General features: G+C 67.5%; 25 protein-coding genes and 2 pseudogenes. 12 read left to right on the forward strand and 15 right to left on the reverse strand.

The window, feature by feature from the left end; all coding sequences use genetic code 11:
- Positions 1-17: 17 nt before the first annotated feature.
- The 6 genes from topA to H4W31_RS06050 form a co-directional block, all read right to left on the reverse strand.
- Positions 18-2,873 (reverse strand): type I DNA topoisomerase, encoded by a 2,856-nt coding sequence (topA, locus tag H4W31_RS06025; RefSeq protein WP_192765746.1) that lies wholly within the window; start codon positions 2,871-2,873, stop codon positions 18-20.
- Positions 2,874-3,242: 369 nt separating this feature from the next.
- Entirely contained in the window at positions 3,243-3,881 is a 639-nt protein-coding gene (locus tag H4W31_RS06030; protein WP_318783713.1) for a hypothetical protein, read from the reverse strand.
- A gap of 296 nt (positions 3,882-4,177) precedes the next feature.
- Complete coding sequence (locus H4W31_RS06035; RefSeq protein ID WP_192765747.1) at positions 4,178-4,720, reverse strand: hypothetical protein; 543 nt, start codon at positions 4,718-4,720, stop codon at positions 4,178-4,180.
- Between the two features lie 178 nt (positions 4,721-4,898).
- Complete coding sequence (locus H4W31_RS06040) at positions 4,899-7,292, reverse strand: sodium-translocating pyrophosphatase (RefSeq protein ID WP_192765748.1); 2,394 nt, start codon at positions 7,290-7,292, stop codon at positions 4,899-4,901.
- 454 nt (positions 7,293-7,746) lie between these two features.
- A complete protein-coding gene (locus tag H4W31_RS06045; protein WP_192765749.1) occupies positions 7,747-8,184 on the reverse strand; it encodes an ATP-binding protein in 438 nt (145 codons plus the stop codon).
- Positions 8,185-8,200: 16 nt separating this feature from the next.
- Positions 8,201-8,557 carry an STAS domain-containing protein gene (locus H4W31_RS06050; protein ID WP_192765750.1) on the reverse strand — a complete coding sequence of 119 codons (357 nt, stop codon included), beginning with the start codon at positions 8,555-8,557 and terminating at the stop codon, positions 8,201-8,203.
- On the opposite strand from H4W31_RS06050, the gene H4W31_RS06055 reads away from it, so the two are divergent.
- The gene (locus H4W31_RS06055) at positions 8,556-11,198 is read left to right on the forward strand and encodes a DEAD/DEAH box helicase (protein ID WP_404825696.1); all 2,643 of its coding nucleotides are present in this window, start codon (positions 8,556-8,558) and stop codon (positions 11,196-11,198) included. The two genes, H4W31_RS06050 and H4W31_RS06055, sit on opposite strands and share 2 nt — an antisense overlap.
- Before the next feature lie 93 nt (positions 11,199-11,291).
- On the forward strand, positions 11,292-11,501 hold the full coding sequence (locus H4W31_RS06060) for a hypothetical protein (protein WP_192765752.1): 210 nt from the start codon (positions 11,292-11,294) through the stop codon (positions 11,499-11,501).
- Between the two features lie 216 nt (positions 11,502-11,717).
- Here H4W31_RS06060 and H4W31_RS06065 read toward each other — a convergent pair whose 3' ends face one another.
- Positions 11,718-12,416 carry a GH12 family glycosyl hydrolase domain-containing protein gene (locus tag H4W31_RS06065; RefSeq protein WP_318783047.1) on the reverse strand — a complete coding sequence of 233 codons (699 nt, stop codon included), beginning with the start codon at positions 12,414-12,416 and terminating at the stop codon, positions 11,718-11,720.
- 360 nt (positions 12,417-12,776) lie between these two features.
- On the opposite strand from H4W31_RS06065, the gene H4W31_RS06070 reads away from it, so the two are divergent.
- Together H4W31_RS06070 and H4W31_RS06075 are read left to right on the forward strand one after the other, a co-directional pair.
- Positions 12,777-14,093 carry a LamG domain-containing protein gene (locus H4W31_RS06070; protein WP_192765754.1) on the forward strand — a complete coding sequence of 439 codons (1,317 nt, stop codon included), beginning with the start codon at positions 12,777-12,779 and terminating at the stop codon, positions 14,091-14,093.
- Between the two features lie 43 nt (positions 14,094-14,136).
- Positions 14,137-14,679: a TFIIB-type zinc ribbon-containing protein gene (locus H4W31_RS06075; protein WP_192765755.1), complete on the forward strand. Its 543-nt coding sequence runs from the start codon at positions 14,137-14,139 to the stop codon at positions 14,677-14,679.
- A gap of 1 nt (position 14,680) precedes the next feature.
- Here H4W31_RS06075 and H4W31_RS06080 read toward each other — a convergent pair.
- Positions 14,681-14,972 (reverse strand): annotated as a pseudogene (locus H4W31_RS06080) (TadA family conjugal transfer-associated ATPase); the annotation flags it as partial.
- 102 nt (positions 14,973-15,074) lie between these two features.
- Here H4W31_RS06080 and H4W31_RS06085 point away from each other — a divergent pair.
- Positions 15,075-15,935 carry a hypothetical protein gene (locus H4W31_RS06085; RefSeq protein ID WP_192765756.1) on the forward strand — a complete coding sequence of 287 codons (861 nt, stop codon included), beginning with the start codon at positions 15,075-15,077 and terminating at the stop codon, positions 15,933-15,935.
- Between the two features lie 289 nt (positions 15,936-16,224).
- Here the strand turns inward: H4W31_RS06085 and H4W31_RS06090 are convergent, their stop codons facing one another.
- Positions 16,225-16,524 carry a hypothetical protein gene (locus tag H4W31_RS06090; protein ID WP_192765757.1) on the reverse strand — a complete coding sequence of 100 codons (300 nt, stop codon included), beginning with the start codon at positions 16,522-16,524 and terminating at the stop codon, positions 16,225-16,227.
- 85 nt (positions 16,525-16,609) lie between these two features.
- Between H4W31_RS06090 and H4W31_RS06095 the strand changes: the two genes are divergently transcribed.
- The 5 genes from H4W31_RS06095 to H4W31_RS06115 all read left to right on the forward strand — a co-directional run bounded on the left by H4W31_RS06095 (position 16,610) and on the right by H4W31_RS06115 (position 19,175).
- Positions 16,610-16,810 (forward strand): winged helix-turn-helix domain-containing protein, encoded by a 201-nt coding sequence (locus H4W31_RS06095; protein ID WP_318783714.1) that lies wholly within the window; start codon positions 16,610-16,612, stop codon positions 16,808-16,810.
- Positions 16,811-17,189: 379 nt separating this feature from the next.
- Positions 17,190-17,678 carry a hypothetical protein gene (locus H4W31_RS06100; protein ID WP_192765758.1) on the forward strand — a complete coding sequence of 163 codons (489 nt, stop codon included), beginning with the start codon at positions 17,190-17,192 and terminating at the stop codon, positions 17,676-17,678.
- The gene (locus H4W31_RS06105) at positions 17,675-18,229 is read left to right on the forward strand and encodes a hypothetical protein (RefSeq protein WP_192765759.1); all 555 of its coding nucleotides are present in this window, start codon (positions 17,675-17,677) and stop codon (positions 18,227-18,229) included. The genes H4W31_RS06100 and H4W31_RS06105 overlap by 4 nt, the downstream gene beginning before the upstream one ends.
- A gap of 3 nt (positions 18,230-18,232) precedes the next feature.
- Complete coding sequence (locus tag H4W31_RS06110; protein WP_192765760.1) at positions 18,233-18,772, forward strand: hypothetical protein; 540 nt, start codon at positions 18,233-18,235, stop codon at positions 18,770-18,772.
- A gap of 28 nt (positions 18,773-18,800) precedes the next feature.
- The gene (locus H4W31_RS06115; protein ID WP_192765761.1) at positions 18,801-19,175 is read left to right on the forward strand and encodes a hypothetical protein; all 375 of its coding nucleotides are present in this window, start codon (positions 18,801-18,803) and stop codon (positions 19,173-19,175) included.
- Between the two features lie 322 nt (positions 19,176-19,497).
- Here the strand turns inward: H4W31_RS06115 and H4W31_RS06120 are convergent, their stop codons facing one another.
- The 6 genes from H4W31_RS06120 to H4W31_RS06145 all read right to left on the reverse strand — a co-directional run bounded on the left by H4W31_RS06120 (position 19,498) and on the right by H4W31_RS06145 (position 23,056).
- Positions 19,498-20,139, reverse strand: a complete 642-nt coding sequence (locus tag H4W31_RS06120) for a hypothetical protein (protein ID WP_192765762.1) — start codon at positions 20,137-20,139, stop codon at positions 19,498-19,500.
- Positions 20,140-20,209: 70 nt separating this feature from the next.
- Positions 20,210-20,452: a hypothetical protein gene (locus H4W31_RS06125; RefSeq protein ID WP_192765763.1), complete on the reverse strand. Its 243-nt coding sequence runs from the start codon at positions 20,450-20,452 to the stop codon at positions 20,210-20,212.
- Positions 20,453-20,466: 14 nt separating this feature from the next.
- Positions 20,467-21,168, reverse strand: a complete 702-nt coding sequence (locus H4W31_RS06130) for a recombinase family protein (RefSeq protein ID WP_192765764.1) — start codon at positions 21,166-21,168, stop codon at positions 20,467-20,469.
- A gap of 113 nt (positions 21,169-21,281) precedes the next feature.
- Complete coding sequence (locus H4W31_RS06135) at positions 21,282-21,803, reverse strand: hypothetical protein (protein WP_192765765.1); 522 nt, start codon at positions 21,801-21,803, stop codon at positions 21,282-21,284.
- 161 nt (positions 21,804-21,964) lie between these two features.
- Entirely contained in the window at positions 21,965-22,360 is a 396-nt protein-coding gene (locus H4W31_RS06140) for a protein kinase family protein (RefSeq protein WP_192765766.1), read from the reverse strand.
- Positions 22,361-22,675: 315 nt separating this feature from the next.
- Complete coding sequence (locus tag H4W31_RS06145) at positions 22,676-23,056, reverse strand: hypothetical protein (protein WP_192765767.1); 381 nt, start codon at positions 23,054-23,056, stop codon at positions 22,676-22,678.
- An 84-nt stretch (positions 23,057-23,140) separates the two neighbouring features.
- On the opposite strand from H4W31_RS06145, the gene H4W31_RS06150 reads away from it, so the two are divergent.
- Both H4W31_RS06150 and H4W31_RS06155 read left to right on the forward strand, forming a co-directional pair.
- A complete protein-coding gene (locus tag H4W31_RS06150; protein ID WP_192765768.1) occupies positions 23,141-23,659 on the forward strand; it encodes a MerR family transcriptional regulator in 519 nt (172 codons plus the stop codon).
- A 187-nt stretch (positions 23,660-23,846) separates the two neighbouring features.
- Positions 23,847-25,110: pseudogene (locus tag H4W31_RS06155) on the forward strand (IS701 family transposase).
- Positions 25,111-25,156 lie beyond the last annotated feature (46 nt).

Consider the following 25,156-nt stretch of genomic DNA (forward strand, 5'->3'; position numbering starts at 1 on the left):
GCCGGTCAGCCAGCCAGTCAGTCGGTCGGCTCGGTGGAGGCCGTCGCCTTCTTCGGCGCCGCCTTCTTCGCCGCCGTCTTCTTCGCAGTCGTCTTCTTGGCCGCCGTCTTCTTGGCGGTCGCCCCGGTCTCACCGGCCGCCTTCGTGGCCTTCTTCGCCGGAGCCTTCTTCGCCGCCGCCCGCTTACGCGGTGCCGGACCCTTTGCCCGCTTCTCAGCGAGCATCTCCGACGCCTCCTCCAGGGTCAGCGCCTCGGGAGTCTGGGCGCGGCGCAGCGACGCGTTGGTCTCCCCGTCGGTGACGTACGGCCCGAACCGGCCGTCCTTGATCACCAGCGGCTTCTCGGTCAGCGGATCGGGGCCCATCTCCCGCAGCGGAGGCGCCGCCGCCCGGCGCTGCCGGTTCTTCGGTGCCGCCAGCAGGGCCAGCGCCTCGTCCAGCGTGACCGTGAAGAGTTGCTCCTCCGACTCCAGCGACCGGAAGTCGTCGCCCCGCTTCACGTACGGGCCGTAGCGGCCGTTGGCGGCCAGCACCTCGGCACCGTCCGGCCCGACCCCGACCATCCGGGGCAGGGTCAGCAGGCGCAGCGCCTCCGCCATCGACAACGACTCCGGCGACTGGGAGCGCAACAGTGACGCCTTGCGCTCGCCGCTGGAGACGTACGGGCCGAACCGGCCGGACTTGAGCACGATCGGCTCACCGGTCTCCGGGTGCTCGCCGAGCTTGCGTTCCCCGCCACCGCCGAGGAACAGCTCGTGCACCTTCTCCGGGGTCAGCTCGTCGGGCGCCACACCCTCCGGAATCGGGGCCCGGTCACCGGCGGCGCTGCCGTCGTCACCGGTACCCGCCTCGCCGGCACCGTTCTCGCCGGCATCCCGGGGCTGGCCGCTCGGCTCCGTACCTGGCAGGCCCCGTTGCAGGTACGGCCCGTAGCGGCCGACCCGGACCACGACGTCGCGCCCGTCCTCGTCCTGGAACAGCGGGATCGAGTTGACGCTGCGCGCGTCGATCTCGCTGAGGTTGTCGGTGACCATCTTCTTCAGGCCGCCGGACTTGGCGACCGACTCGTTACCGGCGGAGTCGCTGCCGAAGTAGAAGGAGGTGAGGAAGTCCACCGCCGCGTGGTCACCACCGGCGATCTCGTCCAGCTCGTTCTCCATCGCGGCGGTGAAGTTGTAGTCCACCAGTCGCGGGTAGTGCCGTTCCAGCAGGCCGACCACGGCGAACGCGAGGAAGGACGGGATCAACGCCTGGCCACGCTTGGTGACGTACCCCCGGTCCTGGATCGTCTGCATGATCGAGGCGTACGTCGACGGGCGGCCGATGCCCAGCTCTTCCAGCGCCTTGACCAGCGACGCCTCGGTGTACCGGGACGGCGGCTGGGTGTGGTGCCCGGTCGCGGCGAGTTCGTCGGCGGTCAGCGGCTGGTCCTTGACCAGGTTCGGCAGCCGCCGCTCGGCGTCCTCTGCCTCGGCGTTCTCGTCGTCGGACGACTCCACGTACGCCCGCAGGAAGCCCGGCTCGGTGATCGTCTTGCCGGTCGCGCCGAAGTCGGCCTCCTCGCCGGAGGTGGAGACCGCCCGGATCCGCACCGAGACGCTGGAGCCGACGGCGTCGGTCATCTGGGAGGCGATGGTCCGCCGCCAGATCAGCTCGTAGAGCTTGAACTCCTCGCCGGAAAGCTCCTTCGCCACCTCGCCCGGGGTCCGGAAGTTGTCGCCCGCCGGCCGGATCGCCTCGTGCGCCTCCTGGGCGTTCTTGACCTTGCCGGTGTAGCGGCGTGGCTCCGGCGGCACGTTCCGCTCGCCGTACAGCTCGGCGATCTGCCGACGGGCGGCGCTGATGGCCGTCTCGGACAGGTTCACCGAGTCGGTACGCATATAGGTGATGTAGCCGTTCTCGTACAGCCGCTGTGCGGTACGCATCGTCTGCTGCGAGGAGAACCGCAGCTTGCGAGCCGCCTCCTGCTGGAGTGTGGAGGTGATGAACGGCGCGTACGGCCGGCGCCGGTAGGGCTTCTCGTCCACCCGGGTGACGGTGAACGGCCGCCCGTCGAGCCGGGCGGCCAGGCCCCGGGCGCCGTCGGCGTCGAGATGCGTCACCCCGGCACCGGGCTTCACCCGGCCGGTGGTCGGCTCGAAGTCCTTACCGGTGGCGATCCGGTCCCCGTTCAGCGCCACCAGGGTGGCGTGGAAGGTCCGGGGGCCCTCACCGCCCGCCCTTACCGCCAGGGTGGCCAGGATGTCCCAGTACTCCGCGCTGCGGAACGCCATCCGCTGCCGCTCGCGCTCGACCACGATCCGGGTGGCGACCGACTGGACCCGCCCGGCCGAGAGCCGGGGCATGACCTTCTTCCACAGCACGGGGGAAACCTCGTAGCCGTAGAGCCGGTCCAGGATCCGCCGGGCCTCCTGGGCGTCGACCAGGTCGCGGTCGATCTCGCGCGGGTTGGCCACCGCGGCCTGGATCGCCTGCCGGGTGATCTCGTGGAAGACCATCCGCCGGACCGGGACCTTCGGCTTCAGCGTCTCCACCAGGTGCCAGGCGATCGCCTCGCCCTCGCGGTCCTCGTCCGTGGCGAGGAAGACCTCGTCGACCTCCTTGGCCAGCCGGGTCAGCTTGGTGATCTGCTGCTTCCGGTCCGGCGAGACGACATAGAGCGCGGTGAAGCCGTTGTCGACGTCGACGCCGAGCCGGGCCCACGCCTCACCTTTGTATTTGGCGGGCACGTCGGCGGCGTTGCGGGGCAGGTCACGGACGTGACCCAGGCTGGCTTCGACGACGTACCCCGGGCCGAGATAGCCCGAGATCGTCTTGGCCTTCGCCGGTGACTCGACGATGACCAGACGGGTGCTCCTGGCGTTACTCGGCACGTCTCTCCTGACCTCACTCACGATATTCGCCCCTGCGGACCGCACTGTCCGCTCGGCTCAGCCGGCGGACCCCCGCCGGCCGGTGGCCGGACGTCCAACGTAACGCGCTGCCCGACTCCAGGGTTGCGCGGGCGGCGAAGAGTCCCGCTACGCTGCGGTGACGTCGGGTGCAACAACGCCGGGCGGGCGGTCATGCCGGACGGCGACACCGTACACCCACCGTCGATCGACGCGCGGCCAACCGGACAGATCCAGTCTCCCCCAGTACATCATCAATAGGATGATTCGTACAAATCCGACGACAGCTGTCCGGGATATGACACCGATCGATCCGATGACCGCCCGATCGACCCTCCCGGCCGGCCGTGATCACGCTACGCCACCGGGCCACTGCGCTGGCGGCGCGGCCGGTGGCCGGTCCCCCACCAGCTCCGCGAGTCGGGCCAGCCGGCGCCGCCCGGTGATCCGGTACCCGGGACCGCCGGCTCCCGGATCGAGCAGCACCCCGGGCAGACCGATCGCCGCCAACGCGGCACCGACCGCCTCCCAGCACCCCTCGTCGGCCGGGCCGAGCCGGAGCACGAACCCGAGCTGCTCGGCGCGACCCGCCGCGGCGGCCCAGAGCCGGAGCCGGGGACCGTTGAGGAAGAAGCCCGGCGGCGGGCGCTTCGCGGTTCCCCGCAGCCAACTCGCGCTCAGCGGCGCGAGCCGGGTCGTGTACGACGTACGCACCCCGTGCTGCTCCTCCACCCGACCGATCCAACTCGCGCTCAGGCCGCGTCGGGCCAGTTCCGCGACCAGGACGTGTACCCGCCAGGCGGCGTCGACGACGATCGAGACCCGGGCCGTGCCGCCCATCCGGACCACCTCCCCCGGCCCGGCGAGCAGTCCGGCGAGGTCGCCCGTGGCGGGGTCGTTGGCCTCGACCCCGAAGAGGGAGAGCTGCCGGACAGCCGGCCGGTCCAGCACATGGGTCACCCCGGACACGGCGGCGATGACCGGGCCCACCGATCCCGGATCCGGAACGGCGATCCCGGAGGTCGGCACGGCAGCCGGCACCGGGCTCGGCTCGGCAGTCGACGTGGAAATCGGCTCGGCCGTCGGCGCGGCGGACTCGACCGTCGATGCGGGAGTCGGCTCGGGAGTCGGCTCGGGGGTCGGCTCGGGGGTCGGCTCGGGGGTCGGCTCGGGGGTCGGCTCGGCCTGGGTCGCCAAGGTCGGCGGGGTGGCGAGCGGGACGGCGGAAGCGGGGATCAGTGCGGCCGGGTCGGTGGACTCGGCCGAGGTGGGCGGGGTGGGCGGCGTCAGCGACACTCCGGAACCTCGTCGAAGGCCCGCTTCAACTCCACCGAGTCCAACTCGCTGGTGTCGAGCGAACTGGACTCGTACTCCTGGTTCAGGGTGTCGACCGCGGTCTTGACCCCGTCGTAGAACACGCTGGCCTGCCCGGTACCGAGCCGCTCGATCGCCGTGCCGGCCTTGCCGTACGCGTCCCGGACGGCGGTCAGCGAGGCGAGGAAGCCCTGGGACACCGCCGCACCCTTCTCCGCGTCCGGTACGCCCGCCGCCGCCACCTTCTGTCTGGCGGTCTCGCTGGCCAGCTCCGCCCCGCGGAGCAACCGGACCAGGTTCTCCTTGGCCTGCGCCGGGCTGGTCTGCGCCGTCATCTGCTGCTGGGTGCTCCGGGTCAGCGTCCCGATCTCGGCCCGCCACGGGGCCAGCGCCGCGCAGACCGCGGCCGCCCAGGCCTGCGGGGACGGCCCCCCGGCACAGGCCCCTACGAGCAGGGCGATGGTGCACAGGACCGCCGTGAACCTTCCGGCGCCTGCCGCGCGGGGCGTACGCATGCGTTGCAGCGTACGGGTTCGAACCGACTTCACGAGAAGGGTAATTGGTCGGCCCTCTCCAGAACGGTCCCCTGACCAGCCAGAACGGCCGACGGTGGAGATCTGAGGAACGGTCACCTGGGAAGACGGATCCGGGCCCGACGCCGTAGACGTCGGGCCCGGATCCACTCCACACCGATCAGGCGTTGACGGTCTGCGGCTGCTGGTCCGAGCTGCCGCTGCCGGCACCACCCTGGTTCGGGTCGGAGTCCGACATCGCCACCGGCTTACGCTTGCTGAACACCACCGCCGCGACGATGATCAGGGCCGAGACGACCGCGATCCCGATCCGCAGCGGAGTGTTCTTGTCGTCGCCCACGCTCCAGGCCACCACGGCCGGCGCGATCAGCAGGGACACCAGGTTCATCACCTTGATCAACGGGTTGATCGCCGGGCCGGCGGTGTCCTTGAACGGGTCACCGACCGTGTCGCCGATCACCGTGGCCTCGTGCGCGGCCGAACCCTTGCCGCCGTACGCGCCGTCCTCGACGAGCTTCTTGGCGTTGTCCCAGGCACCGCCCGAGTTGGCCAGGAAGACCGCCATCAGCGTGCCGGTCCCGATGGCACCCGCCAGGTACGCGGCCAGCGCACCCGGGCCGAGCCCGAAGCCGACCGCGATCGGAGCCAGGATGGCGAGCAGACCCGGGGTCATCAGCTCGCGCTGGGCATCCCGGGTGCAGATGTCCACCACCTTGCCGTACTCCGGCCGCTGGGTGCCGTCCATGATCCCGGGCAGCTCGCGGAACTGCCGGCGTACCTCCATCACCACGGCACCGGCCGAGCGGGAGACCGCGTTGATGGCCAGACCGGAGAAGAGGAACACCACCGCGGCACCGATGATCAGGCCGACCAGGTTGCGCGGGTTGGCCACGTTCAGCGCGGCGAGGATCTCGTCGCCCACGTTCTGCACCCCGGCCGTGACGTACGACGCGTCGAGCGTGTCGATGTACGACCCGAACAGCGCGGTCGCCGCCAGTACCGCCGTGGCGATCGCGATGCCCTTGGTGATCGCCTTCGTGGTGTTGCCGACGGCATCCAGCTCGGTGAGCGTGCGCGCACCATGCTCGTCGATGTCGCCGGACATCTCGGCGATGCCCTGTGCGTTGTCGGAGATCGGCCCGAAGGTGTCCATCGCGACGATCACGCCAACGGTGGTGAGCAGGCCGGTACCGGCCAGCGCCACCGCGAACAACGACAGCGTGATGGAGCTGCCGCCGAGCAGGAACGCGCCGAACACCCCGGCGGCGATGAGCAGCGCGGAGTAGACCGCCGACTCCAGGCCGACGCTGATGCCGGCGAGGATCACGGTGGCCGCGCCGGTCTGCGAGGACTTGCCGATGTCCTGGACCGGCCGCCGGTTCGTCTCGGTGAAGTAGCCGGTCAGTGCCTGGATGGCGGCGGCCAGCACGATGCCGATCACCACCGCGCCGATCGCGATGATCCGCGGGTCCATCGGCTCGGCGTCGCCAGCGGCCAGGCCGAGGCTCTCCCGCCAGGTGTCCCCGAGCATCTCGGCCCAGGTGGCCGGCAGATAGACGAAGGACATCACCGCGACGAGAATCGCCGAGACCACGGCCGAGGCGTAGAACGCCCGGTTGATCGCGGTCAGGCCGGACCGGTCCGAGGCGCGCAGCCGGGTGATGAACACCCCGAGGATGGCGATGAGCACGCCGATGGTGGAGACGATCAGCGGGAAGACCAGCCCGTGCTCGCCGAAGGCCGCCCGGCCGAGGATCAGCGCGGCGACCAGGGTCACGGCGTACGACTCGAACAGGTCGGCCGCCATGCCGGCGCAGTCACCGACGTTGTCGCCCACGTTGTCCGCGATGGTCGCCGCGTTGCGCGGGTCGTCCTCCGGGATGCCCTGCTCGACCTTGCCGACCAGGTCGGCGCCGACGTCCGCGGCCTTGGTGAAGATGCCGCCGCCGACCCGCATGAACATCGCGAGCAGCGCGGCTCCGAAGCCGAAGCCCTCCAGTACGGTCGGCGCGTCGCCCTGGTAGATCAGGACGACCGCGGCCGCCCCGATCAGGCCGAGCCCGACCGTGAGGAAGCCGACCACGCCACCGGTACGGAAGGCGATCTGCATCGCCGCCTCCCTACCCCCCTGGCGTTCCCGGGCGGCCGCTGCCACCCGGAGGTTGGCCCGGGTGGCCAGTGCCATACCGGCTCCACCGATGAACGCGCTGAACACGGCGCCCACCACGAAGAAGCCCGAGCGGCCGATCTTCACCAGCGTCTCGCTGCCCTCGGTGTCGTGCACGGGCAGCAGGAACAGCAACACCACGGCGAGCACGACGAATATGCCGAGGGTTCTGAACTGGCGGAGCAGGTAGGCCGAGGCGCCCTCTTGGACGGCACCCGCGATCTCCTGCATTTTGTTGGTGCCCTTACCGGTCGCCAGTACGGCCTTGGTCAGGGCGGCGGCGAAGCCGAGCGCCACGAACGCAATGACCGCCGCCACGACGACGTATGACAGGTTCTGACCAGTAAGGGACAGCCCGCCACTGTCTGGGGCCGCTACTACGGACATCTATGTCCTCCTGTACCGAACACTCGCGCCCGGCCGGCGGACGAACCGGCCAGACGTCTCCACGCGTGGAGCGACAATTAGCAAGCGCGTCGCCGACCCATCGCCGGCGGAACCGACGGCGCTCACCGCCGGAGCAGGAGCGGGACCAGCACACTTGCTGATAACCCCGGGTACTCTAGCGGTCCGTCGTGTTGGAGGTCACACAGAGGACCCGCCCCGTCGCGATGATCTTCATCGCTGTGTTAGCGCCGCGGCTCTGGTATCACGCGAGATCGACTCGGCCGGCACCCCGCCGTCCACTCCACTGGCGACACGTGATCGCCTCACCAGGCGGTGGGTGGGCCGCTCACCAGGCGGCGGGTACGCGGCCCTGCCAGGAGGCGTGCGCGGCTGCCTGGCAGGCGGCGGGTGATCGGTTCGGCGGGCAGGCGGGTGCCCGGCTCGGCTGGCGAAGTTACCGGCCGAGCGGCCAGGCCATCCGTACCTCGGTGCCGACGCCCTCGTCCACCGGCCGCACCTGTAGGTCCTCGACGAAGCCGGCCAACAGGGCGAACCCGACGCCCACCGTCAGCGCCTCGTCGGTCAACGACTCGTCGGCCAGCTCGTCCGGCGGCAGCGCGGCCAGCCCCAACCCGGCCTCGATCGGCGCCCGGTCGATCACCCGGACCGTGTACGTCGGCCCGTCCGACATCTCGACCATGACCAGCTCGGTCAGCCCGTACTGGCGGTGCAGGGCGACCGCGCGGGCACAGGCCTCGCCGATCGCCAGCCGTACCTCGTCGAGCAGTTCCTCGGCGACGCCGGCACGCCGGGCGACCGCGACCCCCACCAGCCGGGCGGTACGGACGTGAACCGGTGCCGGGGTGAACGACAGTCTGACTCTCGACATCACGCCTCGACCGTCGACATCACTCGCCGGAACCGGACGGATCCGCGCTGATCGCGGCGTCGACCGTGGCGTAGATCGGGAAGACCTGGTCGAGGGCGGTGATCCGGAAGATCTTGAGCAGCGGCTCCTTGTCACAGATCAGTCCGAAGCTCCCGTTGACGGGACGCAGCCGCTTCAGCGCTCCCACCAGCACGCCCAACCCGGTCGAGTCGAGGAAATCCACCCGCCCCAGGTCCACGATGATCCGGCGGGCCCCGCCGTCGATCAGTTCGACGAGACGTTCGCGCAGTCGGGGGGCGGTGTAGACGTCCACCTCGCCGCCGACCTCCAACACCGTGTGCTCACCGATGGTGCGGGTCGTCAGCGACAGATCCATCAGTCCTCCTCTGACCGCCAGGAACGCTCCTGGGCATCTAACCATCGACCAGCGGGCCGCGCACCGACGGTGCACCCACCGCTACCCGGCTTTCCGACGCCCGTACGACAGTGCGAGAGTGCAGGGCGTGACGTCGCCGCCAACAGTATCGGCCGGTACCGGCGCCGATCGGCCCCGGGCGGCCGACGGTCCGGACCCGGACGAACTGTTGACCCGGCTGGCCGCCCGCAGCGCCCGCAATTCGGCCGGGGACCCGGTCACGCACGTCGAGCGGCTGCCCGCGCGTACCGGCGTGGTGGCACCATGGCCGGACTGGGTGCCGGCGAAACTGCGCGCGGCCCTCGCCGACCAGGGCGTGGTCGCGCCGTGGCGGCACCAGGCGGAAGCCGCCGAGCACGCGTACGCCGGCCGGCATGTGGTGATCGCCACCGGAACCGCGTCCGGAAAGTCGCTCGCCTACCAACTGCCCGCCCTGGCCACCCTGCTGACCGACCCCCGGGCCACCGCGCTCTACCTGGCGCCGACGAAGGCACTCGCCGCCGACCAGTTGCGGTCCGTGGCCGGCCTCGGCCTCGACGGGGTACGACCGGCGTGTTACGACGGCGACACCCCGCGCGCCGAACGGGACTGGATCCGGCAACACTCCCGGTTCGTGCTGACCAATCCGGACATGCTGCACCACGGCATCCTCCCCGGACACGCGAAGTGGTCCGGCTTCCTGCGCCGATTGGCGTTCGTGGTGGTCGACGAGTGCCACACCTACCGGGGAGTGTTCGGGTCACACGTGGCCCACGTGCTGCGCCGGTTGCGCCGCCAGACCGCGCGCTATCCCCGTACCCCGGGACAGCCGGCACCGGGCCCGACCGCGTCCCCGCTGCGCCTGCCCGCGCCGCGGCCCGGGTCCGGCCCGGCGCAGGGCCCGGTGTTCGTGCTGGCCTCCGCGACGTCCGGTGACCCGGCGACGGTGGCCGAGCGGCTGATCGGCCTGCCGGTCAGCGCGGTCACCGAGGACGCCTCGCCGCGCGGCGGGCTGACCTTCGCGCTCTGGGAGCCGCCGCTGCTCCCGCCGGCCTCGGGTTCGGAGCCGGCCGACCCCGGCACCGGCGTCGACCCGGACGCGGAGTTCAACGCCGCACCGGTACGCCGCTCGGCGTTGCGGGAGACCGCCGACCTGCTCAGCGACACGGTCGCGGCCGGGGTACGGACGTTGGCCTTCGTCCGATCCCGGCGTGGTGCGGAGGTGATCGCCACCACTGCCCGGCGGTCCCTCGACGAGGCGGTGCCGGGGCTGGGCAGCCGGGTCGCCGCCTACCGGGCGGGTTACCTTCGGGAGGAGCGCCGGGCGCTGGAGCAGGGACTGCTCGGCGGCGACCTGCTCGGGCTGGCCTCGACCAGCGCGCTGGAACTCGGCGTCGACCTGGTCGGCCTGGACGCGGTGCTGATCTGCGGCTATCCCGGCACCCGGGCCTCGCTCTGGCAGCAGGCGGGCCGGGCCGGGCGATCCGGCCGGGAGGCGCTCGCCATGCTGGTGGCCCGGGACGATCCACTGGACACCTACCTGGTGCACCATCCCGAGGCGCTGTTCGGCCGACCGGTCGAGGCCGCCGTACTCGACCCGGCCAACCCGTACGTGCTGGGGCCGCAACTGTGCTGCGCGGCGGCCGAGTCCCCGCTGACCGCCGCCGACCTGGAACTCTTCGGCGAGGGCGCCAAGGAGGCGGTGGAGGCGCTGGTGGCCGGGGGCGCGCTCCGGCGCCGCCCCACCGGCTGGTACTGGCGACACAGCGGGCGGCCCGAGGTGGACCTGCGAGGCACCGGCGGTGCGCCGCTGGACGTGGTCGAATCGTCGACCGGGCGGCTGCTCGGCACGGTCGATCCGGCGTCGTCCCACTTCCAGGTCCATCCCGGCGCGGTCTACCTGCACCAGGGCGTGTCGTACGTGGTGGACGACCTGAACCTCGACGACGGGTGCGCGCTGGTGCACGCGGAGGAGCCGGACTGGTCCACCCATCCCCGGGACGTCACCTCGCTCTCCGTCGTCTCGGTCCGGTCCTACCGGGACGCCGGGCCGGTCGGGCTGTTCCTCGGCGAGGTCGACGTGACCAGCCAGGTGGTGTCGTACCAGCGCCGACGGCTCGCCTCCGGCGAGGTGCTGGACACCCGACCGCTGGACCTGCCGGCCCGGGAACTGCGTACGGTCGCGGTCTGGTTCACCGTCTCGCCCCAGGCGCTGGCGGCGGCCGGAGTCGAGGTGGCCGACGTACCGGGTGCGCTGCACGCCGCCGAGCACGCCGCGATCGGGCTGCTGCCGCTGGTCGCCACCTGCGACCGCTGGGACATCGGCGGGCTGTCGACCGCCGCCCATCCGGACACCGAGGCGCCCACGGTCTTCGTCTACGACGGTCACCCGGGTGGTGCGGGGTTCGCCGAGCGGGCGTACCACGCGGCGGCGGCGTGGCTGGGCGCGACCCGGGACGCGATCGCCGAGTGCGGCTGCGAGACCGGCTGCCCGTCCTGCGTCCAGTCCCCGAAGTGCGGAAACGGCAACAACCCGCTGGCCAAGGCGGAGGCGGTCCGGGTCCTCGACGTGGTGCTGACGAACCTCGCGAAGGTCACCCCGACAGAGCCGCCCGGAAACTGATCGCGGATAGTCGGTATTCGCATGTATGGATCTGAGTAGATCCGGTTAAGTTAGTCTGGGAGCGCTTCCACGGATCCGCCTGAGGAGGACGTCGTGGCCGACACCATCGCCGAGACCGTCGAACTGCTGTACACCATCGACCAGGCACACCTCACGGTCGATCAGCAGATCGCTCTCTCCCAGGCGTACGCGGCACTGGCCCAGGCCGAACGCCTGGACCAGATCCACCAGATGTTGCACAGCATCCACCAGGTGCTCAACAGCTGGGTGGTGCGGCGGGCCACCGAGGGCGGCGTCCGCTGAACCGGCCGCGCTGAACCGGCTGCACCGAACCGGCTGCGTGGCCGAACCTCCGGTACCGAAGGTTCCGTTCCTCCGACACCGCCGCAGGTCACGCCGTCGATCGCGCGGGCCTGGCCGGGGCGCGGGGCGGCCGGCACCTACCGGTCCGGCACCTACCGGTCCGGCAGCCCGAGGCCGACGGACCGGTAGGACCCACCTGATCGTGGATGATGCGGATCAGCCGGATACGGAGAAGCTGTTAGTCACGAAGTCCCGGCCGCCGGCCGCCGAGGTGATCTCGTAACCAAGCTGGACGTCACCGATCGTGACGTCGCCGAACCAGCCACGACTGCGGATCCAGGTCGCGATCGCCCGGATGTCGACCGTGCCGGCGTTGGTGTTGCTGGTACGGATGAACGAGTAGACCTGGTTCGAGCCGTTCGAGCCCCGGTAGATGTCCCAGGAGTGGCCGCCGACCGACGCGGTGACCTGGAAACTGCCCAGCGGCCCGACCGGCCCGTACTTGTTCATCCACAGCATGATCTCGTGGGCGTGGTCGGACGACCAGACGTCGTACACGGTGGTGAAGGCGACTCCGCTGGTCGGCACGGTGACGTTGAAGCTGCTCGTGACCGGGCCGAGGGCACTGACCCGTCGCCCGATGTAACGGGTCGCGTTCGGGTACGACTTGATCCCGCCGGTGTTGGGATGGTTGGCCCAGACCCCCCAGTTGCTCGGCGAGTTGGCCCAGATGGTCTGCGAGCCGTAACCCGAGCCCCAGATGTTGTTGTACAGCGTGTAGCCGCCACTGGACCAGGTGCCCCAGCGGTCGCTGGAACTCCAGACGGCCGCCTGGGCGGGGACGGGTGCGGCGGTGACGGCGAGCAGCGCGGCGAGGGCGAGGGCGCCGACCGTCAGACGGGCGGTACGCAGCACGATGACCTCCTTGTCGACCCGGCGGTACGGATGCCGGGATAGCCGGAGCGGCCGGAGCGGGTTCGACGGTCGGGCGAGCGTGCCGGGTCGGCTGACCCGGGCGGGTCGACCCGTCGATCCACTTCGGCCGAGGCGGGGCAGAGGGCGCGCGCGACATGGCCTCATCCGAAAATTTAGTTTTGGTTCCAAACTAAGTCAATAGATGTACACCGATCACATTCGGGCGAAGCCGCGCCCAGTGCGATCGCATTGACATGCCCAAATGGCTGCTCATAGAGTGGGTTCCCCTCACCCTCCGTAACTTTCCGGCTCCGTCTCCCCATCTCCTCCCGTCTCCGTCTCCGAAGGCAGGTCGTCGCTGTGACCACGCCCGTCAGCACGACGGCGGCTCGCCGCCGGCCCGCCCTCCCGTACGCCGCGATCGTCATCCCCCTCGTGCTGGCCGTGACCACCGCCAGCGTGGTGCTGCCGGTGACCGCAACGGCGGCCGTACCCGACGGTCCCGCCGCCGTTGCGGCGGCGCCGCTGCTCGGTGACGACTTCGAGGACGGCGACGCGTCGGGCTGGTCCACCTCGGGCGGACAGTGGTCGGTGGGTTCCGACGACTCACGGGTGTACCGGCAGCGCGGCGGAAGCGGCAGCGCGAGCGCCCGAACCGGCGATCCGACCTGGACGGACTACACGGTCACCGCCCGGATCAAGCCGACGACCCTCCGGCCCGGCCGCTCGACGATCGGGGTGCTCGCCCGACTCCAGTCGAGCACCAGCTACTACTACCTGACGCTGCGGTCGGACAACCAACTCGAACTGAGCAAACTGGTCTCCGGCCGGGTCACCTCGCTCGCCACCGCCCCGGCCACGGTCACCCTCGGCACCTGGCACACGCTGCGGCTGGCCGTAACCGGCAACTCGCTCGTCGGCCAACTCGGCACGGTGTCGGTCAGCGCCACCGACGGTCAGTTCGGCGCGGGACGGATCGGGCTGGTCAGCACCTCCGCCGCCGGCTCGTTCGACGACGTACTGGTGGAGCCGCCCGCGCCGGCACCGGACCGGGAACGACCCAGCACGCCCGGCAGGCCGCAGGTCCTGGAGGTCGTACCGGGGGCGGTGACCATCACCTGGCCGGCGTCGACCGACAACGTCGGGGTGACGCAGTACTACGTCTACCAGGGTGACCAGTTCTACACGCAGTGGATCGCCCGGATCGTCCCGGACAACAGCCCACTGACGCTACCCATCGGCGCCACGGCTGCGAGCAGCCACTTCTCGGTCTCCGCCCGCGACGCGGCCGGCAACACCTCGACGATCTCGTCCCGGATGACCGTCTCGCAACCGCCGAGCTTCCCCCGCAGCGGCGACAACACCGTCCCGCCCACCGCACCGGGACCGCCCACGGTGCTCGGGGTGACCGCCGAGGGCTACCGCCTCGGCTGGGAGCCGGCAACGGACGACCTGGGCGTCGTCGAGTACCACGTCTACCACGTGTTCAACGTGGACGAGATCCGGGTGGAAGCCAAGGTCACCACCAACACCGCCGTCATCGTGCCGCGCGGCGGCTACGAAACGGTGCGGATCGTCGCGTACGACGCCTCGTGGAACTCCAGCAGCAGCGTCACGGTCCAACTTCCCCCACCACCGACCCCGTCCGCCCTGCCGCCAGGGCCGCCGGCCAGGTGAATTCCGCTCGCCCGCCGATCCGTCAGCCGGCTACGGTCACCCGGTGGTCACGTTGTCGCGGCGGTACCGCTACGTCGGTCCGGCCGAGATCCTGGCCGGGATAACCCCCGACGGCGCCGGTACGCCGATCGCCGCAGCACGTGACTTCGCCGGCTGGGTGTCGACCGTACCGGCGCCGGACCTGGCCGAGCCGTTCACCTACGTGGTCGACCTCGACGGCGTACTGCGGTTGGCGCCCCGGCGCAGTGAGCATGTCGCCTGCGCCGAGGGGCGGGACGTGCTCGGCGCCGGAGAGATCGCCTTCGTACGCCAGCCGCCGGAAGAGGCGAGCCTCGGCGGGCTCGACTGGAGGGTCGACGAGGTCAGCAACCAGTCCACCGGCTACTGCCCTGACCTGAACTCGTGGCCGGTGGTGGCCGCCGCTCTCGACCGGGCCGGCCTTGCCCACCCCGACGGCTTCACCGCTGGCCTCGTGTTCCGCCGCTGTCCGGACTGCCACCAGCGCAACGTGGTCAGGGACGACGACTTCGTCTGCGCGCTCTGCGGTGGAGTCCTGCCGGAGCGATGGAACTTCGATTCCGGTTGACCGCGGCCGGCCCCACTCCCCGATCCCGACTCCAGGCCGGCACGACGGTGACGAGCCGCTCCGGACCCGTCGGCAGCAACAGGCAGACCGCCTCCAGCACCCGACCGGAGTCGGTACGGCGTACCTGGAGCAGCACCTGCAACGCGGCGGCCACCTGGGCGTGCAGGGCCGGCCGGGGCAGCTCACCGAGCGACCCGAGCGTCCAACCGCGCCGGTACGTCCACCGGAGCGTTCGCGTGCAGGGTGCCCGCCCCGCCCTCGTGCCCGGTGTTCAACCCACACAGCAGGTCGATGTATCAGGATTTGAATAGCGGGGACTAGGACCCTGGCTCTAGTTGATCACCGTGGGTGTCGACGCGCGGCCGGGTTGTGACCACCGTCTATCCTGGTTGTTCGTGGGCAATATCGAGGTGGACCTGAACAACCCTGCCGGCCGGCTCCTCTGGATGCTCGAAGAGGCCAACAAGCAGCTTGAGCAACCAGCCGTCCGAGTTTGGGCCGACATCTTCGACGTCGACCCAACCGACATGGCTGGACTCATGCGGGGTATCGCTGACGTCGCCGCAACTGCCGCAGACGTCCGTACCCAGATCAACGCCCTGTCGGACGACCCGCAAATCTTCCTCATGCACTACGGGGAGGTCGAGCGCACGGTCGCCAAGTTCCCGTATATGGGCAATAACCATATGAACTGGTTCCTGTCAGACTTCCGAGACACCGGCCGATACTGCCTCATCCACTGCTCCACCCTCCTCACCCGCCGCCAGCCGGAGCCGCGACTGGTCGACGAGACGATTCAGAACCTGGTCAACGAGATCCACTCCATCCTCCGCGCGGTGGAGCACCACGAGAACCTGGACTCCGAGCTGAAGGCGTTTCTCCTGCGACATCTGCTGGTCTTGAAGCGAGCCCTCGAAGACTTTCACCTGTTCGGATCTAAACCCGTCGAGCAGGCACTCGACGAGGCGGTGGGTGCAATCGGCCGCAAGCCCCACCTCGTTGAGCGCATGCGGCAGAACAACTATGTCTCGGCGTTCATAGCGCTGTTGCTGTCCGTGGATGTCGCTCTCGGCATGGCGTCGAACACCAAGGCACTCACGGCCTCCCCCGTGAACCCGCCGAGCCCATCGCCGGCCGTCGCGGAACTGGCTCATCGATGCGAGATCCGGATCATTGACCGGTCGGACGAACGGGAAACGGCCGATGCCTACGACGAATTCGAAGATTGGCCAGCACCGGCAAACGCCGGCTCCTAGACGGACAGAGAAAGCCCGCCCGGCGAACCGGACGGGCTTCCCCTCGATCATTTCTACTTCAGCCGCTTCCGTTTACCGGGCGCATTGGCCAAGATCAGGAAAGCGGCTCCAAGTGGCAAGAAAGACAGCCACCCGAGGCCCGCGTTCAGCCAGACCCCGAACGCCGCGACCAGCGTCAGACACAACCACCACCTCCGGTGTCCGAGTCCCGGCAGGAACGTAATCACCGCGAGTGCGCCAACCGTGCCACCGACCAACAACCAGAACGCGGAGTGCGGGTCCCCCGCGATCACGCAGCAAGCCTGATCATCTTGCGGTACTCGTCGTGGCCCTCCTCGTTCTGCTGGCCGGTCTTCTCGTAGGTGGCCTCCCAGATCTCGCCCTCCCGGAAGCCCTTCTTCTCGCCCCGGTTGACCTCCGAAACCCAGAATGTCGGCGCCTTCCCGAGGAAGCGTGGGTCGAACCAAACCCACTGCCCCGGGTTCTCCCGCGCCGTTGTGCACGCGGCCAACAGTTCGCCGGAGTCGCCCCCGGCGCTGCCCGACCTCCGGATCGGCGGCTGGTAGTCCACCGGCATCAGCTGAACCATCAAAATTCCCTTCGCCTTCGCCCGCGTACCTCGCAGGCGCACGGGAATTAGCGAAGCAACCACATACATCCCCGACTACCAGCGCATCGCGGATGATCTCCGCGAACAGATCAAGGCCGGCAAGTTGAAGCCCGGCGACAAGCTGCCCAGCAAGCGGGAGCTGCGCGAGATCTACGGCACCAGCGCACAGCCGGTAGACGCCGCGCTGTTCATGCTGCGCACCGAGGGCTATGTGGAGGGTCGCCAGGGCAAGGGCACCTTCGTGACCGACAAGCGGCCGTACTAGCGCCGACTACTCCTTGAGCGGCGGCACGCAGGGGATCCTTTTGCTGCTCTCGCCGAAGTCGCTCGGTCAGGCGCCAGTACAGCGACCCGTCGCGCAGTCGGTAGCCGAACCAGCGCGTCGTCGTGGACTACCAGGCGGACTCTCCGACAACTCTGCCGTCACCCCTGCTGCCGCGGGTCCAGTGAGGCACGGGTCCGAGTTAGAGATAGCTATCAGCTCTCTACGGCGGAGACCAACGTATGAATCCGAGGCAGCAAAAGCTCAACCTCATACCCGTACCTCCATGGATCTTCATGGAGGGTGATGCACGCTGAACTCCCAAAGGCCGTTGACTTCTCATGATGGTAGCCCCGTTGACGCCGGCTGAGAGCATGGGCCGGTGGACAACGTCTGGGTCGAGCTGGCGGGGTTTGTGTTTGATGCCGTGTCGGGGCTCGGGGCGATAGCGGCGCTGGTGATTGCGGTCATGGCCTACAAGGTGGCGAAGCGGCAGGGGAAGCAGACCTTTGAGATTGAGGTGCTGCGAGAGCTAGCCTTGATGATCGAGAAGGATCCAAAGATCGGGATGAGGATCGTTGAGAGCGAGCCCGGGGTTCCACCTATCGCGGAGTCGGCTGGTGTTCGGCTCGCCCTGCTGCCGAAGCATGAGCTGCCGTTGTGGCGTGCAGTAATCCGAGGCTCGACTGATCGCGATCCGTATTCACCGTATCTAACAGGGACCAGGAATGCCGCTGTCAACTCTGCGTTGAATCGGTATCTGGGCCCCGGGTGGCTGGCTGAGCAGCGAACCGCCTCGGGAACCGCCGAGCTTATAACGCACTACCTCAACCAAGAGATCCTTGACGCGATCGAACGGAGGTCGCGGTGAGCCTTGATCTGCTCGGGTTGATCATTGATTCTGTGGTAGGGGTGGCAGGCATCGCAGGGCTTTTAGTGGCTGTCCGGGCATATCGAGTTGCGGGCGAGTCGTACAGGGTCTCTAAGGGGCAGGCTCGGAACAATTTTCAGATCGAGATTCTGCGGGAGCTCATCCTGCTGCTCGACGGCGATGCCGAACTGGATACACAATTAGCGGGTGACCATTGGTATGTTTCTCCCAAACTCAGCTCGATCAAGTTGAGGCTGAGTTTGCTGCCCAAAAACGAGCTGCCAGTCTGGCGTGTGGTTTTCTGCGGCGGTCGATATGAACTATCAGGCCCCTATAAATCTCCGACTGATCTGCGTTACTTCGACACCGACTGGCCACGTATGAGGGATATGGTGGTCGACTCCTTCATGAAGGCGTACCACTCGCGCTATGGCTCCGATAAACTGGAGGAGTTCGTTCTGGGTAATCCTGATGGATGGGAAAGTAGCGCTGCTATAGTCCGGACGATTTTGAACAAGGAGATCCTTGATGCGGTTGAGCGACGATCCTAAGACTTGACGGCGGCTGAGACCATCGAGGGTGTGGATCGTGACTGGCTTGATTATGCGACCTTTGGGTTCACCGTCGTGTCTGGGACGGGTGGGCTGGTAGGTCTGTTCCTGGCAGTGAAGGCGTACGGGGTGGCGCATGACTCGTACAAGGTCGCGAGGGGCCAGGCGCGGAAGTCTTTTGAGATAGAGGTCTTGCGAGAACTGGATCGCTTGCTGCCGTTGGACGATAATTCCGTCCATGAAGATCCTCAGGACTGCTCATTCTTAGAAAGAATGATGTCAAGCGAGATCAGGAGCGGGCTGCTTCATATCCCGCCGAGCGAGCTTCCGTTTCTGGCGTACCTGAACAGGGTTGAAGCAAAGTTGATGTTGGTGGTTGATCAGGACGCTGCGGTCAAAGAGCTGGATGAGCTTCTTGTAAACAGAGATCCTCACCTGGCTAATGATTCCGGTCGCGGGATCCTCAAACGGTTCAGATGGGCGCTAGTGGTTGGTCTAGCTCGCAAGGAGATTCATGCAGCGATCAAAGCGCGGATGGAGTGACCTTGACTAGGGGTGGGAACATCTAATCGTGGACAAGGACCTGTTTGGACTGATCTTGGATGCGACGGCGACGAGCGCCGGGGTGTTCGCGATGTTCCTGGCGCTCAGGGCATACGAGATTGCGAAGAGACAAGGCCGACAGAATCTGGAATTGGAGATCCTGAGAGATCTGGCGACGCTGCTGGGAGATCCGGGTACAGAGTTTGACCACACACGAGCGCTGTCTTTGCTGTCGTTCATCGGAATGAGGTATAGGGAAGGTGAGATGTCTGCCTGGAGGAATAAGGTACAGGAGGGCTTCCGGAATGACTCGGGAGTGACCTGCGTCCTGAATAGAAATGAGTGGTACGAGTTGCACTCTGAGTTGATGGCAAGGGTCTGGTCGATAGTGGAGAATAGGTAGCAGGTAGGTCATGACGTACCCCCTCCCACACGCTGCCGCTGCCCCCGGGCTATCTTGTCCTAACTGTACAGTTGCCCCTCTTGCTGTACATCGATGTTCCTCGAACAAAGCCCGCAAGTCTTGTACAGAATCTAACTCTGTAGTTAGGTGCTGTAAGCACTCCAACTCGTTGTCGAGATCACCGGGGATCCCCAGCTCCTCGACTGGCCTTCGAGGCATTTTTTCGTGGTCCTCGGTAGCCTTTCCGGAACACATCAACGGAATCTCGGTAGGCATAGCGACAACTGTATTGCCGTTACGTGGAACGGCCAACCGAGACGATCTAGTTCATGACCCAGCTCGACAGCAGGTTCACGAAGAAGCCAGCAACCGCCCCAAAGACGGCACTCCAAATGGCCAACCGAATCCCCGACCGACGCGACTTCTCCATCTGTTCGTTGTGTACCGCCGTCAGCTTCTCTATCTCTTCCTTCAACTTTCGCTCGGTCTGGGCACCGAGAAGCAGACCTATCTTGCGTGCCTGATCTTCGCTCAGGTCGGCGGCAGCCTGGGCGGCATCGGCCCGGCGCACAAGATCGTGTACCTCAGTCTCGAACGCCTCCGCCTTGGCGCTGATCTGACGCATCTGCGTGACCGTCGAGGCGAGCGTGGCCGCTACGACCCTTATTTCGTCTTCTAGCGACGGCACCCGGACCGGAACGGTGGCCCGAACAGAGCCAACAGCGCTTGCCGCTTTGCTCTCGAATTCGTTGCGATCGCTCTCATGCTCCTTCCGCCGCATCATCAGCAGAACGACGGCACCAACGCCCAATGCGGTCAGGAGCCCGCCGACCAGGATCACAAGCCACGGGCCAGGTCCGGGGTCCGACACAATGTAGTAGGGCTGAATGACCGGTTCCAGTGTGGGAGCGGGAGTGGGAATGGGAGTCAACGAACGAGATAACGGACCGATGAGGTCAAGCACCGACGTAGGTTACGTCCGACGGCCGACTGCCACCAGGCCCTCTCAAATGATCGTCATCAAGCTCGTCTGCTCAGGCCGGCCGGTGCGACTGGCCGGGCGACCATCGCAGGCTCTTTGTCACACCGGGACAGTCACTGTTGAGTCGGTGCTCCTCGTTTAGCAGCTCGATCTCGCTCTCCAACCAGGACAGCGCGTCATCCAGCGTCATGTCGTGGTGCTCCGTACGGCGCCGATACAGCAGATCAGCGACAGTGGCGAACGACTGCGCCGTCAGGTGCTTGATGGGATCGCAGAACTCGCGGGTCTTGGCCACGCCGGCTCGCTCCTTCAGCCCGACGCCGCCCCGATCTCGTCGGCGTTCTTGAGAATCCGATAGACCGTGTTAGCTTGCCAGCGCCCACCGCGCTTGCCCAGAGTCCCCTGGTCGTTGAGGCGCGTTGCGATCGCGTTGTCGTTGACGCCCTCGGCTCGCCAGTCGCGCATCTGGGCAAGGACCCGCTGCTCAGCGTCGTTCTCGACCAGGTGGCCGTCCCCGTCGTGATCCCAGCCGTACGGCTCGCGGGCGTAGACCTGACCGGTCCGTCGCTTGTGCTTGAGCGTGTTGCCGGTCCGCTCCCCGATCAGCTCGCGCTCGAACTCACCCAGCAGGACGCGCAGCCTCGCGAAGAACCGCCCCATCGCCGTGGTCAGGTCGATGTGATCGTCCAGGGACAGCAGCCGCACCGGGTTCCGCCGGCCGTTCGGGATCATGCGGCGGATGAGCGTCATCCCGTCCTCGGACTCGCGGGTGAGCCGGTCGAGGTTGGTCACGATGATGATGTCAGCCCAGGGGTTGTGCTTGGCATCGATCAGGTCGCTGACCCGCCTGCCGTGCTCACGGTCGGCCAGCGCGGTCTTCCCGGAAACGTCGATGTCTTGGATGAACTCGACCAGGTCGTACCCGTAGGCGACGCAGGCCGCGGTGACCCGTGCGCGGTCGTCCTCCGGTCGATTCTTCTGGTCCTCGGTGGATACCCGTGTGTAGCCCACAGCACGGGGGCGAATCATGCCCGAATCGGCTGATACTCTCACAAATGATTATACCAACCGAGCTATTGGTACAACGACGACTAATTGTCGCCCCGAGACGCCGACAGCCGGTCCTACTTGGTCAGCCACTCGAACAGGAAGTTGCCCGCCACGCCCAGCGGCACGGAGCCGGCCAGACCGAGTAGGAAGTACTGGATCTGCTGCTTCCTGCCGGCCTTGGAACTCTGGTCGATGCCAAAACTGATCATCCTGGTCGCCTCATCAAAACCTTCTCCGAGGGTCTTTACCGCCTCACGAACGCCCCGTTTGACCGTCTCGTCCACAAGCTTCTCGACTGTCTCTGCTTTGTCCCTATCCAGGGCGGCAAGCCGTTCATAACGAACAGCGTCGGCTCGGACTCGCTCAAGTGTCGCGTTGCGCATTTGCAGTTCAGCCTCAAGAACCGGCAGCAGCGCTGCAATCTCCTGTAGGTGTCCCTGAACCTCGTCGACACGCGCTGTTAATGGATCGGAACTATCACTAGCCTTTTGGATGCGGCGTATAGCTTGTAGATTTCCAGCCCGAAGCCATACCTGTAGTGGCTGAAGAAGTGGACCTTGCCAACTAACCCTGTACGACAAATCAGCCTCGGACAAGTCACACCGTGGTCCCGACTCTCGGTCCGTCTCATCCTCATCGCCGGCATCGCCTACCATCGCGCCACCTCCGCCCGCGCAGTTCCAATGTATTGGTCGCCTGTGTATCACGGAGAATCGAACGGCAGATACAGCCGTTCGTCCACTCAATGGCAGATGCCCTACTTCAGCCACTCCCAAAGGACGTTGGCGATCAAGCTCAGTGGGATGGCTAGCAGGCCAGCAAGGATGAAGAAGCGAAGCTGCTGCCGGCCGCCAGTCTTCGAGGTCTTCGCCAGTTCCTGGACCACGAGCGCCGTCGCCTCAGTGAGCGCGGTCTTCCGGTTCTCGTCCACGAGCTTCTGCACGGCCTCGGCGTGGTCCTTGTGCAGGGCGGCGTAGCGCTCGGTCTGCTCGGCCTCGGCCCGCAGCTCCTCGAAGGCGGTCTGCCGGACCTTCAGCTCGGCCTCCAGCTCGGGCAGCAGATTGGCAATGTCTCTGAGGTGGCCTTGTACCTTCGCGATGCGTGAGAGTAGCGGGTCGCGAGCGGCCCTTTCTCTGGCGGCGAACACCTCCATTAGCGTTCTTACCTTCTCGGCGTCGCCATCGGTGCGCAATCGCAACGGCCTTGACCGCTGCGGCGGCGGACCGAGATCACCGTCAAAGACCACTGCCTACCTCCGCTCGCGCCGGAGACAGGTGTACCACAGGCGGTCAAGCCACGGTCACGGAGAGCTTGATCAACGCCGAGGGGCCGGCACCGACGTACCGACCCCTGATCTTGATCCAATTGGAGAGAAGGCTCAGATCGCCGTGCGGCTTCTCCAGCTCTGAACGATCCGCCGGAACTCGATTCCCCTGCTCGGAGAAGGTTCAGGCGGAAGGAGCTGGACTCAGGTCAGACTGAGAACCAGCCAAACCACCCCTGTAACCAACAGAGCTGCCGTTCCGCCGACAACCCCGTAGATGATCCTGTTCTTTGCTCTGGCGATGAGGCCCGAGTCTCCATCGGACCGCATGTAGGAGCTGCCGCCCGCAATCACCATCGACACAGCAATGAGGCCGATGGCAGCGGAGACGAGCACCAGTACCAAGTTGGCCTGGAAGAGGCCAGCGTCGACACCGCCGAGGTAGATGATCGCACCGGCGATGAGGTTCGCCAGCACGTTGATGAAGACGTCTCCGATAAAGCCTCGGGCCGCAGCTGCCGCTGGTGGTGGAACCGGCCGATGTTCGTGGCTTGGCCGCTCCACCACCTCGCTCTGCGTCCGCACCACGAGCTGCTGACTCTGTTTACTGCTTCGTCGCAACGACCGCCCAGAGAAGGCGGGAGCGTGGCTTGCAGGCCAAGTTGACCGATGGCGAAGGTGCAACCGATTAGGCCGGGCAGCATCAAGGGCATGATCCACACTCTGCCCGAGGTCGCCTGGATGACCGGCCTGTCGCTGCGGTCGATCCAGAGCGGCTGCCGCCAAGGACGCATCGAGCACATCGCCAGGGGCAACGGCACCATACGCATCCGCCGGGGCATGACCGCGGAGTCCAAGTCGAGAAACTGCTCGCACAGCGGACGGTGCAGGCAACCTCGCCCCCGCAGTCTGAACCAGAGCCCCTCGGCGACCTGGCCGAGGCGATCGCCGCAACCCGGAGACGGCTGGCCCGCTACTCCGGGCGCTCGACTGGCCGGCGGTCCTGACGTGCCCCACTACGCGATGGACGATCCGCGCCTCCAAGAGGAAATCGAGCGGATCGCCGCCGGGACCGCCGCGAACTGGAAGGTCGACGACGAGATGTTGGCCCGCCTGTCCGTGCTGTTGAACCCGCCATCGCCGCCGCATGCACCAAGGGATGCTGACCCCGGCGGGCGACCCGCATGAGTGTCCGATGATTAACGCGAACAAGCTAGTACGGCAGTCGCCGTTCGTGAGGTGACCTCGGGTCCTGCCGGAACAGGTGCGGCCACCGCGTGATCGTCTGTGCGTTGTGGACACAACATTCGATGCCGCGGTGGCCGCAGACCATAGCGTAGACGCTGCCCGGTGGCGGCAGATATCGGACCAGGTGATCGGCTGTTTCGCGGGCCGGTTCGCGCGCGTGGAGCCGCGCCGGGCGGCGGCCGGGTTTCGTCACCGCGCTGCTGACCGATATCGAGATCAAGACGTGCTGGCAGCTGGCGGAGCGGGCCGGCCACGCCCGACCGGACGCGATGCAGCGGCTGCTGTCCCGGGCAAGGTGGGATGCTGACCTGGTCCGTGACGACCTGCGTGCTCTCGTGGTCGACCGGCTCGGTGACCCCGACGGCGTCCTTGTGGTCGACGAGACCGGTGACCTGAAGAAAGGCGTGCACACGGTCGGCGTCCGGCGCCAGTACACCGGCACCGCGGGCCGGATCGAGAATGCCCAGGTCGGCGTGTTCCTCGCCTACGCCGGCCGGCACGGGCACACCCTGATCGACCGACGGGTCTATCTGCCCGAGTCCTGGACCAGTGACCGTGAACGTTGTGAACAGGCGGGTGTCCCCGACAGCGTCGGGTTCGCGACCCGCTCCCAGCTGGCTGACGACATGATCACCGCAGCGGTTAAGGCGCGGGTGCCGGCTCGGTGGGTCGCCGCGGACGAGGCATACGGCAACAACACCGCCCTGCGCGTCCGCCTGCGCGAACATGGTCTCGGTTACGTCCTCGCGGTCTCCCGCGACCACCTTGTGCCCCTCGACGGCGGCAAAACCCGCCGCCGCGCCGACCAGGTGACCGCCGAACTGCCGGCCACGACGTGGACCCGGCGCAGCGCCGGTGACGGGTCGAAAGGGCCCCGCTTCTACGACTGGGCCTGGCTCGCCGACGTGACCACTGACAACGATCCCGACGACGGCGGGCATCACAGTCTGTTGATCCGCCGCAACACCACAACCGGCGAGCTGGCGTTCTACCGCTGCTGGGCGCCCGGCCCGGTCACCCTTGCCCAACTCGTGCGGGTAGCAGGGATCCGCTGGACCGTCGAAGAATCGTTCCAGGCCGCGAAAGGGCAGGTCGGCCTCGACCAGCACCAGGTCCGCCGCTGGCAGTCCTGGCACCGGTTCACCACCCTCGCCCTGGCCGCCCTGGCCATCCTCGCGATCTGCGCCGCCGCAACACCCCAGCCACCCGACCAGTCCGACATGATCCGGCTGACCGTCAACGAGATCCGCCGCCTGATCAACGTCCTGATCAACACGCCGATCCGCAGCATCGCCCACCGTTTGCGCTGGTCACAATGGCGACGGCGACACCAGGCCCGAGCCCGGCGAGCGCACTACGCCCGCCGACTCACCCTCGAACTCCAGCCATGATCACAAACGGCGGCTGCCGTACTAGATGCTCCGGTGAACGATGATC

The sequence above is a fragment of the Plantactinospora soyae genome (genome assembly GCF_014874095.1).
In the GTDB taxonomy this organism is placed as follows: Bacteria; Actinomycetota; Actinomycetes; order Mycobacteriales; family Micromonosporaceae; genus Plantactinospora; species Plantactinospora soyae.